General features: G+C 62.2%; 14 protein-coding genes and 1 pseudogene. 3 read left to right on the top strand and 12 right to left on the bottom strand.

The features are described 5' to 3' along the window. Window positions 1-12: 12 nt before the first annotated feature. From BS629_RS14470 to bcsN, 5 genes and pseudogenes are all read right to left on the bottom strand, one after another. On the bottom strand, window positions 13-2382 hold the full coding sequence (locus BS629_RS14470) for a cellulose synthesis protein (RefSeq protein ID WP_018516855.1): 2370 nt from the start codon (window positions 2380-2382) through the stop codon (window positions 13-15). After that, window positions 2379-3425: a family 8 glycosyl hydrolase gene (locus BS629_RS14475; protein WP_018241535.1), complete on the bottom strand. Its 1047-nt coding sequence runs from the start codon at window positions 3423-3425 to the stop codon at window positions 2379-2381. The genes BS629_RS14470 and BS629_RS14475 overlap by 4 nt, the downstream gene beginning before the upstream one ends. Beyond that, window positions 3422-5872, bottom strand: a complete 2451-nt coding sequence (locus BS629_RS14480) for a cellulose biosynthesis cyclic di-GMP-binding regulatory protein BcsB (protein ID WP_018241534.1) — start codon at window positions 5870-5872, stop codon at window positions 3422-3424. Before BS629_RS14480 ends, BS629_RS14475 begins: the two co-directional genes overlap by 4 nt. Further along, a pseudogene (gene bcsA, locus BS629_RS14485) lies at window positions 5869-8061 on the bottom strand (UDP-forming cellulose synthase catalytic subunit). Before bcsA ends, BS629_RS14480 begins: the two are co-directional and overlap by 4 nt. A 60-nt stretch (window positions 8062-8121) precedes the next feature. Next, a complete protein-coding gene (bcsN, locus tag BS629_RS14490; RefSeq protein WP_077988294.1) occupies window positions 8122-9102 on the bottom strand; it encodes a cellulose biosynthesis protein BcsN in 981 nt (326 codons plus the stop codon). A 327-nt stretch (window positions 9103-9429) separates the two neighbouring features. On the opposite strand from bcsN, the gene BS629_RS14495 reads away from it, so the two are divergent. Beyond that, entirely contained in the window at window positions 9430-9744 is a 315-nt protein-coding gene (locus BS629_RS14495) for a DUF1236 domain-containing protein (RefSeq protein WP_018070485.1), read from the top strand. Between the two features lie 39 nt (window positions 9745-9783). Here BS629_RS14495 and BS629_RS14500 read toward each other — a convergent pair whose 3' ends face one another. Then, a complete protein-coding gene (locus BS629_RS14500) occupies window positions 9784-11430 on the bottom strand; it encodes an ATP-binding protein (RefSeq protein WP_018241531.1) in 1647 nt (548 codons plus the stop codon). Between the two features lie 273 nt (window positions 11431-11703). On the opposite strand from BS629_RS14500, the gene BS629_RS14505 reads away from it, so the two are divergent. After that, a complete protein-coding gene (locus BS629_RS14505) occupies window positions 11704-12051 on the top strand; it encodes a response regulator (protein WP_018447482.1) in 348 nt (115 codons plus the stop codon). Between the two features lie 8 nt (window positions 12052-12059). On the opposite strand, the gene BS629_RS14510 is transcribed toward BS629_RS14505, so the two are convergent. From BS629_RS14510 to BS629_RS14535, 6 genes are all read right to left on the bottom strand, one after another. After that, window positions 12060-12599 carry a MerR family transcriptional regulator gene (locus tag BS629_RS14510; RefSeq protein ID WP_018241529.1) on the bottom strand — a complete coding sequence of 180 codons (540 nt, stop codon included), beginning with the start codon at window positions 12597-12599 and terminating at the stop codon, window positions 12060-12062. A 150-nt stretch (window positions 12600-12749) separates the two neighbouring features. Beyond that, window positions 12750-13088 (bottom strand): integration host factor subunit alpha, encoded by a 339-nt coding sequence (locus BS629_RS14515; RefSeq protein ID WP_018241528.1) that lies wholly within the window; start codon window positions 13086-13088, stop codon window positions 12750-12752. A gap of 105 nt (window positions 13089-13193) precedes the next feature. After that, window positions 13194-14165 (bottom strand): beta-ketoacyl-ACP synthase III, encoded by a 972-nt coding sequence (locus BS629_RS14520; RefSeq protein ID WP_026188352.1) that lies wholly within the window; start codon window positions 14163-14165, stop codon window positions 13194-13196. A gap of 20 nt (window positions 14166-14185) precedes the next feature. Further along, complete coding sequence (plsX, locus tag BS629_RS14525) at window positions 14186-15232, bottom strand: phosphate acyltransferase PlsX (protein ID WP_020397442.1); 1047 nt, start codon at window positions 15230-15232, stop codon at window positions 14186-14188. 98 nt (window positions 15233-15330) lie between these two features. Next, window positions 15331-15885, bottom strand: coding sequence for a YceD family protein (locus BS629_RS14530; RefSeq protein ID WP_018241525.1), 555 nt, complete (start codon window positions 15883-15885; stop codon window positions 15331-15333). 11 nt (window positions 15886-15896) lie between these two features. Further along, window positions 15897-16538, bottom strand: coding sequence for a ubiquinol-cytochrome C chaperone family protein (locus BS629_RS14535; RefSeq protein ID WP_018241524.1), 642 nt, complete (start codon window positions 16536-16538; stop codon window positions 15897-15899). A 136-nt stretch (window positions 16539-16674) separates the two neighbouring features. Between BS629_RS14535 and BS629_RS14540 the strand changes: the two genes are divergently transcribed. After that, a complete protein-coding gene (locus tag BS629_RS14540; protein ID WP_003547220.1) occupies window positions 16675-17208 on the top strand; it encodes an outer membrane protein assembly factor BamE in 534 nt (177 codons plus the stop codon). Window positions 17209-17322 lie beyond the last annotated feature (114 nt).

The following is a 17322-nucleotide window of genomic DNA, read 5'->3' on the forward strand; positions in this document are numbered from 1 at the left end:
GCAGCGTCAACGTCAGTCGTTGACGTCGGGATGCGTGACGTTTCTAACGTCGGCCAGACCGCGGGCAGCATCGCGGCTGCCAGTCGCAGCAGCGGCTTCGAAGATGCGGGTCGCATCGCCGTACATTTTGAGATTGAGATAGCAGTAGCCGCGCAGAACCATCAGGTCGATACGCTCCTGCTGCAGTTGGGCGCGCTGATCGAGGTAGATGAGGGTTTCGCGATAACGACCGGCGTCAAAGGCTGAAAGCGCACGGTCGGCGAGGATCGCCACCTGAAGCTCGGCGGCACGCTGGCGGTTTTGCGGCGCCTTGGTGGCTGCGACGGCGGCATTGCCGGAGAGGCCGGCGCGGAGATAAGCGAGGCTCTGGCCGTAGGCTGCGTCTTCACGGACCTTGCGGGCCGGGCTTCGCAATGCCGCCTCGAAGGCCGAGACTGCCTCCATCGGCCGGTTGATATCCATCAGGCACCAGCCGCGTGACAGCGCGTCGGCCGGGCTGAGCTGTCCCGCATCGATTGTCGTCGAGCAGCCGCGCGTCTGGCGCCGACCACGCGGAACGGTCATCGTCTCCATTGCCGGCCCCGCCGCGCGAACGACCACTTCCGACCCCGGCTGCAGGGTGACGCGGCGCTCGGCCGGAAGTGGCTCCGTCGGGGGACGCTGCGTCGGTTGAGCCGGTTGCTGTACGGCAAGCGCCTCCTTCCCCGGCGGCGACGGGACGGCATTCGGCGTCAGGGAGGAGGTGTCTTCGAGATTGGTGATCCGGCTCGACCGGCCGGCCCAGGCGCGCTGGAGGTCGAGCACGCCCTTGCGGTCGCTCAGCTGCTCGCGGGTGATGACAAGGCCATAGGCGGACGGTTCGTCATCTGCTTTCCAGGCAAGCGCCGTCTCGAACCACCGTGCAGCGGTCTGGAACTGGTTGAGGGAGCGGGCATACCAGCCGAACTGCTGCGCCGTCGGTACGTATTTCCGAGCGATGACCTCGGCGGCAATGCGATGCAGCACGTCTTCGGCCAAATCGGCCGGCGGCTGCAACGCCATCAGGTTGGCGGTGGCGGCGAGATAGGTTGATGTCGCATCCTCGGAATCGGCACGCCAGCGGAACATCACGTCCTCGGCTTCCTCAGGCGCCTTGCGGGCAATCAGCGCCAGCGCCAGCCCCTGCGAAGCGGCCGCCGAATCTTGCTTGGCTCGGGCGGCGCGGAACCACTTCTCGGCATCGGCATCATTGTTGCGGCGAAGCTGGTACCAGCCGAGCAGCAGCGCATCGGAGGCAAGCCCCCCAGTCTCGGCGAGTTTTTCGAGGCGGGCGACATAATCGGGCGCGATGGCGAGATTCGGATCGTCATTGCCTTCGGCCATGAAGCGTCGGGCGAGGTTGTCGCGGATCGCGTCGAATTCCTTGCTGCCGTCGGCGGCAGGCCTCTCGAGCGCGAGCAGAGCCTGCATCGGCTGGTAGCCGAGCAGCGTCGAGGCCTTTTCGAGCGTCGCCTGTCGCTCGGCGGGATTGGTGCAGTTCCTCAGGATATAGGTGTAGGCGTCCTGGCCGCGCTGCGCCCTCTCCGTCTGGATGAAGGCTTCGGCGACGCGCCAGAGAACATCGACCTCGCTGCAGGTGAGCAGGCTCGGTGTTGCGGCGGCAATATCGACCACCGTTGCATATTGCTTGAGGTCCGACGCATTGACGAGGCGGGCACGGGCCTCGGCGACGTCGAGCCGGTCGAGCAGATCGGCCGGCGGCTGCCATCCGGCGGCCGCCTGACGGTCGGCGACCGCCTTGCGCAGCTCCGCATAGCGGCCATCGGAATAGAGCTGCCACATGGCCTCAAGCTGTTTGTCGCCATTTTGCGGCACGGCGAGCGGATCGGCCGGCGGAACCCAGTTCGGGTAGAGCGCCTGAAGTCGGGAGATTTCGGCTTGCAGGCGCGCCTTGTCGCCGCGGCTGGCGAAATAACGAAGCGCGCTTTCATCAACGGTAGGCTGCGGCGGCGCAGCGGCCTGTGGTGGAGCCTGTGGCTCGGAAACGATGGGGGGCGTGACCGGCGCCGGCTGGACGGCCGTCTGAGGTACTGCCGGTTGCGATGATACGGGCGGCGAGCCTGCGGGCTGCTGTGCTGCGGCATTCGGCTCGGGTGTATCCGGTGCTGGCGGTGACGAGGAGGTGATTGCCTCGATCTTGTCGGCGACAAGCTGCGCATTGAATTCGGAATTGCCGCCAGGAGCCTCGGTCGACTTGATGCGGCCCATCATCATCAATTCTGGCGCCGGCTTGGCGGCAGATCCAAGGCCGAACCTTTCCTGCAGAGCGGCACGATCCTTCAACCCGGTGACGAGGGTCGCCACCACGACTGCCGCTGATACCGCCACGAGAGAAGACTTCACAGACACTCCGGATGCTTCTCCCCGATATAGGCCAGTCCCAGCAGCTGAAGCGTGGACGGATAATAGAGTGCGGGCGCAAATTGCAGGGCCGAGCCCGGCAGCTTGGTCCCGTCGAGTACACAGGCCACAACATCGTTAACAATTCGATAACCGGGGTCCGGCAGCACGGTCTTCGGCCGGCCGGTGGTCAGATCGATGGTCGCGGGAGCACCGTCTTTCGACATCCCCTGCTGCAGACGGGTCAGCAGGGCCTTGTCGGTGACGCCGCCGCGAACGAGATAGAGCGGGATGCGGATGGCGTTATAGGCGAATTCGGCGTCGAAACCCTGCGCAGGCTGCGGTTGGCCGCTGAGACTGACCCATTCGGCGGGAAGCTTGCGCGGGCCGAACTGCATCGTCTTCAGCAGCGCCACGCCATCTTCCGACAGTTGTTTCCAGGCATCCGACGGAGCGAGCGCCGCCATCACCGGGATAGCCTCGTAAATCCAGTAGGACGGGTTGACGACGGGACCGTCGTCACGGTCGGTGCCGGTAAACCCCTCGCTTCCCGGCAAGAGGAGCGTCCGGCCGGCCGAGCGCACGACGGTTTCGGCAAGCAGCGCCTGCGCCATGCGGGAGGCGGCGAGGATATAGTCCTCGCGTTTCCACGCCGTGCCGGCCAGCGCCAGCGCATAGGCGATCAGCATGTCGCCATCCGAGGCATTGTTGGTATCGGTGACGTGCGGCTTGACGTTCGGATCCCATTTCCAGACGGCCAGGCCATCGTCGCGCAGCAGCAGTTCGGTGCGGGTAAAATACCAGATCTGCTCGAAATCGGCCGGGCTTGCAGCGAGATAGGCGAGCAGCATGCCGTAGCCCTGCCCTTCGCTATGGCTGATATTGCCGTTGCCGTTATCGACGATGCGGCCGGTCGCATTGAGAAACTTCGCCTTGTAGGCCGACCATGCGCCGGCATTGATCATCGCCTGCTGCGCAACGGCGGGCGTTCCCGCGGGAGCGAGCGCGACCGATGCCGCAAACAGGAGCGCGCGTAACCGTCTCATTTCGACCGACCCAACCTTTTGAGCATGCTCGAGGTGGTGATCCCGATCAGCAGCACAAAGACGACCAGCAGGAAGGCATAGGAGAGGATATTCGTCGACAGCCAGTTGGCGGCGATCAGGCGGTAATTGGCGATCGACCACGGGGTGGACGGCACGAAATCAAAGCGGGTGACGGGCACCGTCTCGATCTTGCCAGTTTTGCTCGAATAGGTGGTGATGTGGCCTGATATCTGCGGCCAGTTCAACTGCTCGGTCAGGACCTCGAGCCCCGCGCGCAAATCCTTCGCCGACGGCGCCGTCACCACCGTCCATGAGCCCGCTCCCGCGGGGCTGGAGCCCTGGGCAACCATAAGCGTGGCGGCGTTGGGCGGGGTAAAGATCTCCTCGGCGCCGGGAACGAATTGCAGCGAACTGCGGGAGATATCGAAATTGCGCGACAGCCAATCGCGGAAAGCCGTGATCCGGCTGCGCAGGACACCGCCGCTGACTTTGGAGTTCCACTCTTCGAAGGCCGTACCGGTGTCGACGACGCCCGCCTGCGTTTCGACGACGGGGCGCCACGAGGCCTGGCTCGCCGTAGAGATATTGGTCTGCGTCAGCGCGGTTGCCGGCATCTGCGAGATGGAACCGATGAAGATGGCGTCGCGATCGCCGATCATGTTCGGCGAGGCGACGGTTTCGACGGCGATCGGATGGCCGGCCGTAATCGCCATCTGGCCGAGCAACGTGGCGGCGGCCGAAAGTGTGTCGGCATCGACGCGGTCGATGAAGAGCGGCGTCGGCTCCGTGGCCCGACCATAGGGATAGGCGGTGCCGGCCATTGCCGCCAGATTCGGACGCTGGCCGACGCGGGCGAAATCCGGAATCTCCAGCTCTGATGTATCGAACAGGGCAAAGCGCGGGGTGGCGCCGGCGGTCGCGCCCGGCGCGCAGGCGGCATCGTCCTTGGTCATCAGGATCGCCTCGATCGCCACCGAATTGAGACCTGGCTTGAAGTGCCGCATCGTCACGCGGATCGGCAGATGGCGGAGAATACCGCCAGTGGTCGTGGTGATCGGCACGGTGGAGGCGATGTTGTCGTTGACGTAGATATCGATGTGGCTGCCGGGCAGCACGTTGTCGGTATAGGCGGCGTCGAGCAGCACCTTCGCCTCGCCATAGGCATTGGCATAAAAATCCGCCGGCACGGCAATATTGAAGCTCGTACGCAACCGCCGGCCGGAGAATTCGGTGGTCTTCACACCGAGCTGAGACAGGGCGATATTCGTATCGGAAAAGACCAGCGGCGCGTTCGGCGCGCTCCAGCGCTCGGTGGTCAGCACGTCGCGGCGAACATCCGAGGACCGGTCTGTCGGCGAGACGATGGTATCGATCGCCGAGGAGACCGCCTGCCAGGAGGGGCCGCTGATCAGAAGTAGCGGCGAGCCGCTGCGCGGGTCGGTGACGAAAGCGGCGAGTGCCGCACTTTCGGCGCCGGGCGGCAGGCCAGGAAAGAGCGGCCGCAGTTCCGCCGCGGTGCCGACGAGCACACTGAGCTTGCCAGGGCCGGCGGCCGGAAGCGAAGCGGTGCTGAAGGCAAAGATCTGGTTCGGCATGCTGCTCAGCACCGACAGGCCCTGCGCCAGCCGCAGCAGCGGCTTGGTGGTTCCCGGCTGCTCCAACGCGGGGACAACGATGTCGAACTCCGTCTTGCCCGCACCGTCAACGCCGATGGCGCGGATTGCGTCGGCGCTCGCCAGCTGGGAAACGTCCATGCCGGCAAAGCTCAGATAGGTCCCGGCCGGATCGATATTCGACCACAGTTCATAAGTGGATTGAATGCTGCAATCGGTTCGGTGGCGCTGGCCGGCTTCGAAGGTGACGAGATTGGCGCCCGGCTGCAGCAGACCAGTTGGAACCTCGAAGGTGACGGTCGAAGGGCCATCCGGTGAGCCGACGCGCTGCTGGCCGATCGGGCGATTGTTGAGATAGACGGTCAGCGCCGAGGCCTCAGGCGCGACGACGATCGAATTCTGGTAGGCGAAAGTGAAGCTTGCCTTGGCCGCCGCCTGCTCCGGTGTCAGATAAATAGACCATGACCGGCGATCGTATTCACCGCCGAGGCCGAGTTTCGAAAAGGGCACGACAAAGCGACGGACATCGCCGGCACGCGGCGGCGCAGCGCTGTTTGCCGCCGCTGCTGGCTGGAGCGCGGGCGGCTGCGACTGCGGTGACTGGACGGCGATCGGCGGAGGAACGGGAGCAGGATTAGGAGCAGCCGGGGTTGCAGGTGCGGGTAAGACGGAAACCGGAGGCGCGGTGGCTGCGGACGGCGTGGGCGGCGTCAACCTCGGGGTAACGGACGCACCGGGCGGCCGTTCGCCGGACATGTCGAAGGGTGCCGTCTGCGCCTGGGCGAAGGCGGAAGCATTCAGCAGGAGAAGCGAGGCGGCGACGATCCTTCTCATCCGGCGTTGACCTTTGCCGCCTGCTGCTGGGCTTCTCGCTCCGGCCGCATGCTGCGGAAGAAGTAAACGAGGCCGCGGCTCGTCTGGTAGAACGACATGCCGAGAAACCAGATGGTGCCGCGGATCAGGCCCGGATTGCGGCGGCGCGAGGCCTGGAACTGGGTCCACTGATCGGAATTGGCAAACATCAGATCGGCGATCAGGCGATGGTCGAGCGCGCTTTTCGGCACATACTAGCAACCGACATTGCTGATGTCGCCCGACGGCTCGATGTTGCGGACGATGAGCGGCAGGGTTTCCAGATCCGCGCCGCTATAGGGACGGAAGCGGATTTCGCCGACGGCGCCGACAAGCATCTCGTCGAGATGCTTGTTGAAGATGTGCAGCCTTGCGCCGTGGACGGAAACATCCTCGATCGAGGCCGTATACCACTTGCCGTTGGCGCCGAATTCGCAGCGCCGGTTGACGCGGACGCGACGGGACGAGGCGCGCTCGCCGCGCTCCGACACGACACCAAGTGCGCAGCCGGCCATGATCAGATTGATGAGATTCCATCCGCCGACGACGAGCGTGACGTCGGCCTTATAGGGCTCGGCGTAGATCTTGTAGATGGTGATGATGAGCGCGACGATCTGCACCGCAAAGATGACGAAGAACGGGCGGCTGATCTCCGACAGACGGCTGACGGCGATCGATTCGTCTTTGGCGGTGACCTTGAAGGTCGGCTTCCTCGGATTGAGCATGACGGAGACCACAGCCGGCAGCAGATGCACGGTCTGGACATATTCGTAGAGCTCGGAAATCCAGGGCCAGCGAAACGACCCGTAGAGGTAGTTCTGCATCATCAGATTCACGAGCATATAGGCGAGCGTATAGGCAAGGAACTCGCCGCCGGAGGCGGTGAAGATCTCCAGATCGAAGAACAGGTAGAAGAGCGGCGCAAACAGGAAGATCGTGCGCGGGAACGGGAAGAGCCAGAAAAGCGTGGAGGACATGTAGCAGAAGCGCTGCGGGATCGTCAGGCCGCGCTTCAGCAGCGGGAAGCGGAAACGCAGGATCTGCATCATGCCCTGCGCCCAGCGGCTGCGCTGACCGATGAAGCTTGCAAAGGTGGCCGGCTGCAGGCCGGCGATCAGCGGCTTGTCGACATAGATGCTGTTCCAGCCGCTGCCATGGAGCGCCAGCGCCGTCTCGCAATCCTCCGTGATGCTGATGCCGCTGAAGCCGTTCTGGGATTCGAGCGCCCTGCGGCTCAGAACCGCGGCCGAGCCGCAGAAGAAGGCGGCGTTCCACTTATCGAGGCCGCGCTGGATGATGCCGTAGAACATCTCGTTCTCGCTCGGCATCTTGTCAAAGGTGCGCAGGTTGCGCTCCAGCGGGTCGGGATTGATGAAGAAGTGCGGGGTCTGGACAAGGAAAAGCTTCGGATCGTCCTCGAAGTAGCCGACGGTCTCGAGCAGGAAATCGCGGGCCGGCGCGTGGTCGGCATCGAAGACGGCAATGAGTTCGCCGGTCGAAAGTTTCATGGCGTTGTTGAGATTGCCGGCCTTGGCATGCTCGTTGCGGTCGCGCGTGAGGTAGCTGACGTCGAGATCGTCGCAGAGCTGCTTCAGCTCGATATGGCGGGCAGCAGCAGCCTGGGCTTCGAGCAGCTTGCCGGAGTTGCGCTTCTGCAAGGTGCCGCCGTCGTCGAGCAGCCAGACATGCAACTTGTCGGCCGGATAATCCATGGCCTTGGCGGCGGCCAGCGTATTTCCCAGCAGGCCGGCATCCTCGTTGTAGGATGGCACGAAGACGTCGACATGAGGGAAACGCTCATTCTTGGCGGCACGCGAGGGGCGCGACGGCAGCGGCGTCGCGACGATGAAGAGGCTGAGCGCCAGCATCGCAACGCTATACATTTCGGCAAGATAGAGCAGCAGGCCGGGAATGAAATTCTCAGGCTGGTTCAGAGGCGGCAGCGTATTGGTGGTGCGCCAGTAAACATAGCGCAGCACGATCGATGTGCCGAAGGCGAGCGCCACCAGGCGCCACGTCCCCTCGCCCTTCAGCACCTTGATCAGCGCCATCACAGTCACGACCGTGATGCTGGTGATGAGCTGGGTCTGCAGGTTGACCGGCAACGTGATCAGCACGATCATGCAGAGCGAAACCACGGCCCATATGATGACACTGCGGGCTTTGCGCATTGACGTTCCTTCGAAATTGCTCAACCGGGGCACCAACTGGCGCCCGCGGGCATGCATGCTCTATCTCCGGCAGGCGGCCGTCATGGCCGCGTCGCCTATGCAGTCCGGCGAAGGCACGGTGACGCCGATCGCCCTTACCGATTGTTCGATTGGCGCGGCGGCCGCATCCGGTCTTGCGCTCGTCTGCGGCGCCTCGCCCGGCAACGGCACGCGCGGGCCGATGGGTGCAGGCAACGATGCGACGCCTTGAGCCGGTTGCGAGCTCGAGGCGCTGCGAACGGCAGCTGCCCGCGGCCGGCTGACTGTGGCCGGCGCCGGCTCGTAGCCGATCGGCATCGAGCTGGCGCGATAACCGCCCTCGTCGCGATAGATCGGCTCGCCGGTGCGTCCGAGCGCACCGTCGGCGGGCGGCGGATTGCCGTAAGGGTTCCAGACCGCGCCGTCGAAGGTGCCTGATATGGTGTAGCCATAGACGATGCCGAGCAGCTGGCGCTCGCTCGCCCTCGCATCGCAAAGGCGCAGGCGCAGCTGGATCATGCCGAAATTGCGCGCCTGGGTATTGGCAGCAGTGCTCGAGCGGATCTGCTGCCAGGCATAGACGCAGGTGTCGCCTGCCCGGCTGCGGCCGGAGGCGTAGCCGAAGGGGCCGTAGGCGTTCTGCAGGAAGGTCGCCGACGTCGCCATCGGCACGCCAGGGGCCGAACGGGCCACCTCGCGGGCAATGCCGCTCTCGTTGATCATGCTGAAGCCCGCATTGCCGGTGCCGGGATTAGCCCCGGAAGCGCCGAAGAACTGGACCTTCAGGAAATTCTGACCAGGCACGGCGGATGACGTAAACAGAGAGATCGTCTGCTCGACGCCGTTTCCACGTTTGCGCTCGACAACACTGACGATCGACGGACCGCCCGACGGCGGCAGGACCAGCGCTTTTTCCGGCGCCACGGTCTCCGGCCCGGAAGGCTGGCGCACGCCGCCCGTCGATGTGCAGCCGGCCACCATGCCCGCTACGGCCACCAGCGATATCGTCTTCCGCAAGCGCATGTCTCGAGCCGCCGCAATCGCCTTTTCAGATATCCATTCGCAAACCGAAACGCGACGGACCTTCGAATCAACGACCACCCGGCCGTTCATCTGACATAAATCGCCAACATGGTTAATGAAGAGTAAAAGAGCCGGCCGCTGATGTCACCGGACGAACTCTCACTGAACGTTATTCGGACAACTCAACCGTATGATGCAGAAATTAATTTAGTAAAAACTTAATTTCTTTGATTGCGCCTGTCTTCCGCTGGGCGAAAAGCCCGTGGGGAACTATGCCGCATGGCCGGCGTTGCCTTGATGTCTGGGGTAGGAAAAGGAGAACATCCCATGCGCAAGACCATGCTGGCTGCGGCCGCCATACTGACCATCAGCTCCGCCGCCTTCGCGCAGAGCACCGTCATCGTCACAGATCCCGCACCGACCGGCTCCGTCGTATTGCCCGGCGAAGTGCGCACCTATGTGATGGAGCAAAACACGCCGTCCGTCGTCTATGACGGCGATATCGTGGTTGGCACGACGCTACCCGATACCGTCGAAGTGCACACCGTGCCTGACATGGACGGTTACGGCTATACCGTCGTCAATGAGCGGCGCGTTATCGTCGAGCCGAAGACCCACCGCATCATCCAGGTGCTGGAATAACACGATCGGGAATTGTGGACGTGCGGCCGTATTCCGGCTTCACGTCCGCTCGTCTCCCACCCTCGCCGGTACATTCAAAAGTTCGCGGATCTTATGAGCCAGCTGCTCCAGGCTGAAGGGCTTGGCGAGCAGGGAAACGCCATGATCGAGCACACCATTGTGGACGATGGCATTGCGGGTGTAACCCGTGGTGTAAAGGATCCGGATCGTCGGCCATTTTTCCTGGACGACATCGGCAAGCTGGCGTCCGCTCATCTGCGGCATGACGATATCGGTGAAGATCAAATCGACCGCCGGATTTTCTTCGAGCAACAGAAGCGCCTCTATGCCGCTTGCCGCCTGCAATACGGTGTACCCGAGTTCATGCAGGCTTTCGGCCGTCATGGTGCGGACGTGCTCATCGTCTTCCACCACCAGGATCGTATCATTGACGCTGCCCTGAGGAATCGGCTGGGTGCCGGCGGCGCCCGACCGGGCGTCCGTCGCGCCGACATGGCGGGGAAGATAGATCTTCACCGTCGTGCCCCTGTCGATCTCTGAATAGATCTTGATGTGGCCGCCGCTCTGCTTGATGTAGCCGTAAACCTGGCTGAGGCCGAGGCCGGTGCCTTTGCCGGGTCCCTTGGTCGTATAGAAGGGGTCGAAGGCGCGCTCGATCACTTCCGGCGACATGCCGGTGCCGGTGTCGGTCATGCTGACCATTACATATTGGCCCGCCTCGACCTCCGAATGCATGCGCGAATATCGCTCGTCGAGTTCGGTATTGGCGGTCTCGATCGTCAGATTTCCGCCGCCCGACATAGCGTCGCGAGCGTTGACGGCAAGGTTCAGGATGGCATTCTCGAGCTGGCTCAAATCGGCAAAGCTCGGCCACAGACCGCCGGCAAGTACGGTCTCGATCCGGATCTGCTCACCGAGCGTGCGCCGCAATAGCTCAGACATGCCGCCGACCAGCTTGTTAAGGTCGATCACCTCAGGGGCGAGCGGCTGCTGGCGCGAGAAAGCGAGAAGACGCGCGGTCAGTACCGCCGCCCTCTGCGCGCCGTCTTTGGCATTCTGGATGGAGTAAAGCAGGCGGGGATCCTCGCTGCCGCTCAGGCGCCGCTGGGCGAGGTCGAGGTTGCCGATGATGATCGCCAACATGTTGTTGAAGTCATGAGCGACGCCGCCGGTCAGCTGACCAATCGTCTCCATCTTCTGCAACTGGCGGACCTGCGCCTGAGCGGCGGCATTCTCTTCCATCTCGTGCCTGAGCTCCGCAGTGCGCTGGACGACTGTCTCTTCGAGGCGCGTGTTGAAGCTGTTGAGCTCACTGCGAAGGCGGCTCTGCCGCTCATGTGCGATAATGATCATCTCCATCAAGCCGACGATGATCGCGGCATTGACGAGATAAGTGGAAAGACCGACCCATTGCCCGGCGCTGACCGGCCAGAAGATGTTGTGCGGCTCGACGAAAAACTGCTGGACGATGAAAGCGGCAAGCAAGGCCGCAACCAGACCCGGCCCCGCCCCGCCTATGAAACTCGCCAGCAATATCGCCGGAAGGAAGCTGAGGAAGGGAAAGCCGGAGAGAGTGTCGCTGGCGGCAAGCCTCAGAAGAAAGGTCAGGCAAACGAAGGCAACGGCCAGCGGATAGGTAAAACCCGGCCTGTGACGCAGCCAATCCGTGGCACTCAGCAAATCCATTCGACACCCCTTCTTACAGCGCCGCCATGTCTTTTCAGACGCGCATAGGACGCTGTAACACTTTGGATTACTGCATAATTTTATCCATAGATCGATTCCGATTTAAGGAATTATGCAGTCGCCGTTGCGGAGACGGCATCCCAGCTTTTGCACATCAAATTTCACCGGGCAATATGCTGTTTCTTGCAGTGCCGGGCACGACGTCTTGACGAGCGGTGCAAGCGGTCCACATAAATCTCCATGCCCGGCGAGGGGAAATGGGTGGACGGGATCATGAAAGACATATTCATCGTCGAAGACGACGCGCTGATTGCCATGCTGCTCGAGGACATGCTTGCCGATCTGGGTTACCGGGTCTGCGCCAGCGCGCCCGATCTGGAGCGGGCGCTGGCAACCGCCAGGGATACGGAGTTCGACGCTGCAATCCTCGACGTCTCGCTTGCCGGGCAGAGTTCGCTGCCGGTCGCAAAGCTGCTCGACGAACGCGGCAAACCCTATCTCTACGCGACGGGATATGGCACTGCACCTGATGGCAGCAGCCCAAGCACGTTGCCCGTGCTGCAAAAACCCTTCCAGCTCAGCGAACTCGAACAGGCGATGAAGCGGCTTACCGAAGCCTGAGCTCCTGTTCAGCGCACCTGATCGAGCAGACGCTTGCATTCCAGGAGGTCGTAGAGCGCCTCCTGCAGCAGCGCCCTGTCTTCCTTGCCGACGCTCGACTTGCCGATCGAGACTTCCTGCTCGTCCTCTCCAGCGACGAAATTGAAGAACCGGCGGGTGATCGGCGGCTTGGCGCGGCCGACAATCTGGTCTTCGTCGGCCATGCCGACGCGCGGTTCCCCGCCAGCCGTATCCTGCACGCCCGACGCAAGCGCCTCGACGCTGGCGAGGTCGCCGTGGCCGACTGATATGACGAACTTGTTGCCGTTGGTCTTCAGAAGCTTCTGCACACCCTTGATCGTATAGCCATGATCATAGAGCAAATGCCGGATGCCCTTGAGGAGATCCACATCTTCCGGCCGGTAGTAGCGACGGCCGCCGCCGCGCTTCATCGGCTTTATCTGGGGAAAACGCGTCTCCCAGAAGCGCAGCACATGCTGCGGCAGATCAAGATCGTCTGCGACTTCGCTGATGGTGCGAAAGGCATCGGGGCTCTTGTCCAACGTCATACTGCTACGCGACCTCGCGGCTCGATCCAACGGCGACTCATCATATTTCAACGGTTTGGCGCCGACAATTCAAGTCATGTCTCGACGTTGCGCACAAGGATGGACAGTGCGAGAGAGAAAAAAACGCCGTTCCGAAACGAGATGCCGATATCAGGGAGCCGGATTCAGCGGCTTCAGCTTGATCTTGCGAGCGACATGCGCCTTGAGGATGCGCGTCTTCAGCACGTTCGACGCCTTGAAGGTCATGACCCGGCGGGGGGAAATCGGAACCTCCTCGCCGGTCTTCGGATTGCGGCCGATTCGCTCGTTCTTGTCGCGCACCTGGAAGGTGGCAAAGGAGGAAAGCTTGACGGTTTCACCACGCACAATGGCGTTGCAGATCTCGTCGATGACGGTTTCGACCAGTTCGGCAGATTCGGTCCGGGACAGCCCAACCTTTCGGAAAACGGATTCCGCCAGGTCTGCTCGCGTCACTGTTTTTCCGGTCATGGTTTCCCCGCCCATACAAAATATTTTGTGAAATCGCACGAAGAGTATTTGTCTTGCGCCTTACGGTCAAGCTCTTGTTCGCCGCCAGTTTTTTAGGATTCGTGCCTACCAGCGCAGCAGAACCGCACCCCAGGTAAAGCCGCCGCCCATCGCTTCGAGCATCACCAGGTCACCCTTCTTGATGCGGCCGTCGCCGGCAGCGGTCGCAAGTGCCAACGGGATCGAGGCGGCCGACGTGTTGCCGTGCAGGTCGACGGTGATGACCACCTTCGCGGCATCGATGTTCAGCTTCTTCGCCGAACCGTCGATAATGCGGCGATTGGCCTGATGCGGCACCAGCCAGTCGAGGTCATCGGCGGTGGTGCCGGTCGAATCGAATGCCGCCTGGATAACGTCGGTGATCATGCCGACGGCGTATTTGAAGACCTCGCGGCCTTCCATGCGCAGCTTGCCAACAGTGCCCGTCGTCGACGGCCCGCCATCGACATAGAGCTTTTCCTTGTGCGAGCCGTCGGAACGCAGATGTGCGGTCAGCACGCCTCGATCGGCAACGGTGCCCTCGCCTTCGGTCGCTTCGATTATGATCGCGCCGGCACCGTCGCCGAAAAGCACGCAGGTGGTGCGGTCGTTCCAGTCGAGAATGCGCGAAAATGTTTCGGCGCCGATGACCAGAACGCGCTTGGCAAGCCCGCCGCGGATGTAGGCATCCGCTGTGGTAACCGCATAGACGAAACCGGTGCAGACGGCCTGGACGTCGAAGGCGAAGCCATGGCTCATGCCGAGGCGGTTCTGGATGTTGACCGACGTTGCGGGAAACGTGTTGTCCGGCGTCGAGGTGGCGCAGATGATAAGATCGATATCGGCAGGCGTCAGGCCGCCATTGGCAAGGGCTGCGCGTGCGGCGGCCTCGCCGAGCGACGCCGTCGTTTCGTCATCGCCGGCGACATAACGCTGGCGGATGCCGGTGCGCTGGACGATCCATTCGTCCGATGTGTCGACGATGGCCTCCATGTCACGATTGGTTATCACGCGCTTCGGAAGCGCTGCTCCGAACCCGCGAACCACTGAACGGATCATCTTTGATTGAACCCCATCGCTCATGCCGCTTCCGGGCCCATCGGGGGCAGCCGCTTGGCGTGATATTTCTTAAGATCGTTTTCTATTTTCTGATTGAGGCCGTTCTTGGCCATGTCGTAACCGACTTCAATGGCGGCGGCGATGCCTTCGGCATTCGCCCCGCCATGGCTCTTGATAACGATGCCGTTCAACCCGAGAAACACGCCGCCATTGACCTTGCTCGGATCGAGCTTCTCGCGAAGCATGTCGAATGCACTTTTGGCGAACAGGTAGCCGATGCGGGCCAGCAGCGTGCGCGACATGGCGGCACGCAGATATTCGCCGATCTGCTTGGCGGTGCCTTCAGCGGTCTTGAGCGCGATATTGCCTGAAAATCCTTCGGTGACGACGACGTCGACTGTGCCCTTGCCAAGGTCGTTGCCCTCGACGAAGCCGGAATATTCGAGCGAATCGATGTTCGCCTCGCGCAACAGCCGGCCGGCTTCCTTGACCTCTTCCTGGCCCTTCATCTCCTCGACGCCGACGTTCAGGAGTCCGACCGTCGGACGTTCAACCTCGAAAAGCGCGCGCGCCATGGCGCCGCCCATCAGGGCAAAATCCATCAGCTGCTGCGCGTCGGCGCCGATCGTCGCGCCAACATCGAGCACGATGCTCTCACCCTTCAGCGTCGGCCAGATCGCAGCGATCGCCGGACGCTCGATATTGGCCATGGTGCGCAGACAGAATTTCGCCATCGCCATCAGTGCGCCAGTATTGCCGGCCGAGACCGCGACATCGGCGTCACCCGTCTTCACCGCCTCGATCGAGCGCCACATGGTGGAGATATAGCGGCCACGGCGCAGCGCCTGGCTCGGCTTTTCATCCATGGCGACGGCAAGCTCGCAGTCGTGAAAGAGCGATTTTTCCTTGAGTTTCGGAAACTTGGCGAGAACCGGATCGCACTGTTCCTTGAGACCATAGAGAACGAAGGAAATATCCGGATGCCGATCCAGCGCCTTGGCGGCGCCGGGGATGACAACTTGGGGACCAAAATCGCCACCCATGAGGTCGAGAGATATTCTGATCACGCGTCCCTGATCCTTCTTTTCGCCGAGGGCGAAATTTCGGCCAAAATACCGGTTTTGGCGTCGCTTACAACTGAATTGTGTCAAATGCCAGAGGAGCTTCAGTCCTTTTTCCAGTCCTTGAGGGCTGCGAAAGCCGAGGGCTTTTTGTCCCTCTCGCCGCTATCCTCGATATGGCCGTCGAACTCAATGCCCTCCTTGCGCGGATAGGGATCGATCGCGAGAGCGGCGAATTCGGCAACCACCTCGCCGGCATCGATCGTATCGCCGACAAAGGTCTCAGGCAGATCAGGACCGTCGGGATCGAGCAGCATCTCGCCGGCGTCGTTGCCGGCCTGGCGGGCAAGCTTGGAACCCTCCGGCACGAAGATCTGCTCGAAGCTCTCGTCGATGGCGGATTCCACCGGCTCCAGCGTCACGACGCAGGACTGGACGATCTTCGCCTGCACGCGGCCCTTGATGCGCACACCGTCGCGCTTCCAGCGGGCAATCTGCAGATCGGCGCTGAGATCGTCGACGGAGACGACGTTCCAGGTCTCGGCAAGCGCCTTCAGTTCGCTGGTGTCGGCCTCGACATGGACTTCGACGGGGTTGGCCGAGATGTGGCCGACCTTTACTTGATAGGAGAAGGGAACATCGTCCCGAGCGTTCTTCATCGTTTCCTCCTTCAGGCGACCGCCGGGAGCGTTACCGATCCGGTGGTGATCACCTCTTCGGGGACGGCGGACAGATGCGATTCTGCGGCCATCATCCATCCGGCGAGGCCGGTCATATCGGCAGGCGCCGAGGTTTCGGGGTAGATATTGCGCTGAAGAGCGACAGCGAGGGCTTCGGCATCGCCTGTGTCCATCGCCTTCGAATAGGCCTCGAGCCGGCCGTAAAACATGCCGGCGAGCTTCTTCATGCGCTTTGGCACGCTGTTGTCGCCGATGCCGAGTTCGCGGATCGAATAGTCGATATCCTGGAAGAAAGCGTCGACGATCTCCTGGGCGATCTCCTGGCCGCTGGTGGCGGAAGCACGTGTGCGGCGAAAAAACAGAATCATCGCAATCGACAGCATCTCGAAACGGCCCATGACCGTATCCGGCACATTGAGCCGCTCATAGATCTCCGGCATGCGCGCGGCGGCCGTCAGGGCCGCATATTGCCTGTCGACGATCGCCTGATTGTTGTTTTTCTTGCGGAAGAGCCCGAAGATCATTGTTTTTTCCGGAAATGCCTCATTCTTCATGCCGGCCGGCGTCTGGCCTTGTTGCATGATTTCGAAAGCTGGTTTACCGAAGCAGGCGCGAATTGCAATGCCGATCATGGCCTGTTTCGGGACGACGCCTTCGATGCGTCAGCGAAGCGAATTCGGGAAATTCGACCCGGAATGGCCACAATGGTTTTGCAGGAGGAAAGCGTGCAAGGCCCCAAATGGCTGCTATCGACACTCAAGGGAGTAGATGTCGTTGAATAAACGGTATTTCAAGTCTGACGTGAAATTCTTCAGCAGCGCGGCCATTGCCTTCATAATCGCCTCCACCACCGCTCTTTCCGGTTGCCAGACCAGCACCGTGCTCAATGGCGGCTACGTCGCCGACCAGCAGTCGCTGAACCTCGTTCCGGAAGGCTCCAGCCGCGAGCAGGTGCTGCTTTCGCTGGGCACCCCGTCGACGACGGCGACCTTCGACGGCGAAGTCTTCTATTACATCTCGCAGCGGCGCACGCGTGCCGTCGCCTTCCAGAAGCTGAAGGTCGTCGATCAGAGCGTTCTGGCGATCTATTTCGACAAGGACGGCGTCGTCAGCCGCCGCGCCAACTATGCGCTGCAGGACGGCAAGGTGTTCGACACGATCGGACGCGTCACGCCGACCGGCGGCAAGGAACTCACCTTCCTGCAACAGATGCTTTCCGGCGGCAGCGCCGCGAGTGCTGCCCGCAGCCTGTTCGGTGGTGGCGCCGGCGGCACGCCGCAGAACCCAAGCAGCCTGCGCTGATCGGACACGCCTCACACGAAAAACCCGCCATTCTGAACTGACCCCCGAAAGTTGGACATCCACCTTCGGGGGTTTTGCATGTCCAATCACAGCCTGGCTTTTAAGCTTTCTGTT

The organism is Rhizobium leguminosarum bv. viciae USDA 2370 (assembly GCF_002008365.1).
GTDB lineage: Bacteria > Pseudomonadota > Alphaproteobacteria > Rhizobiales > Rhizobiaceae > Rhizobium > Rhizobium leguminosarum.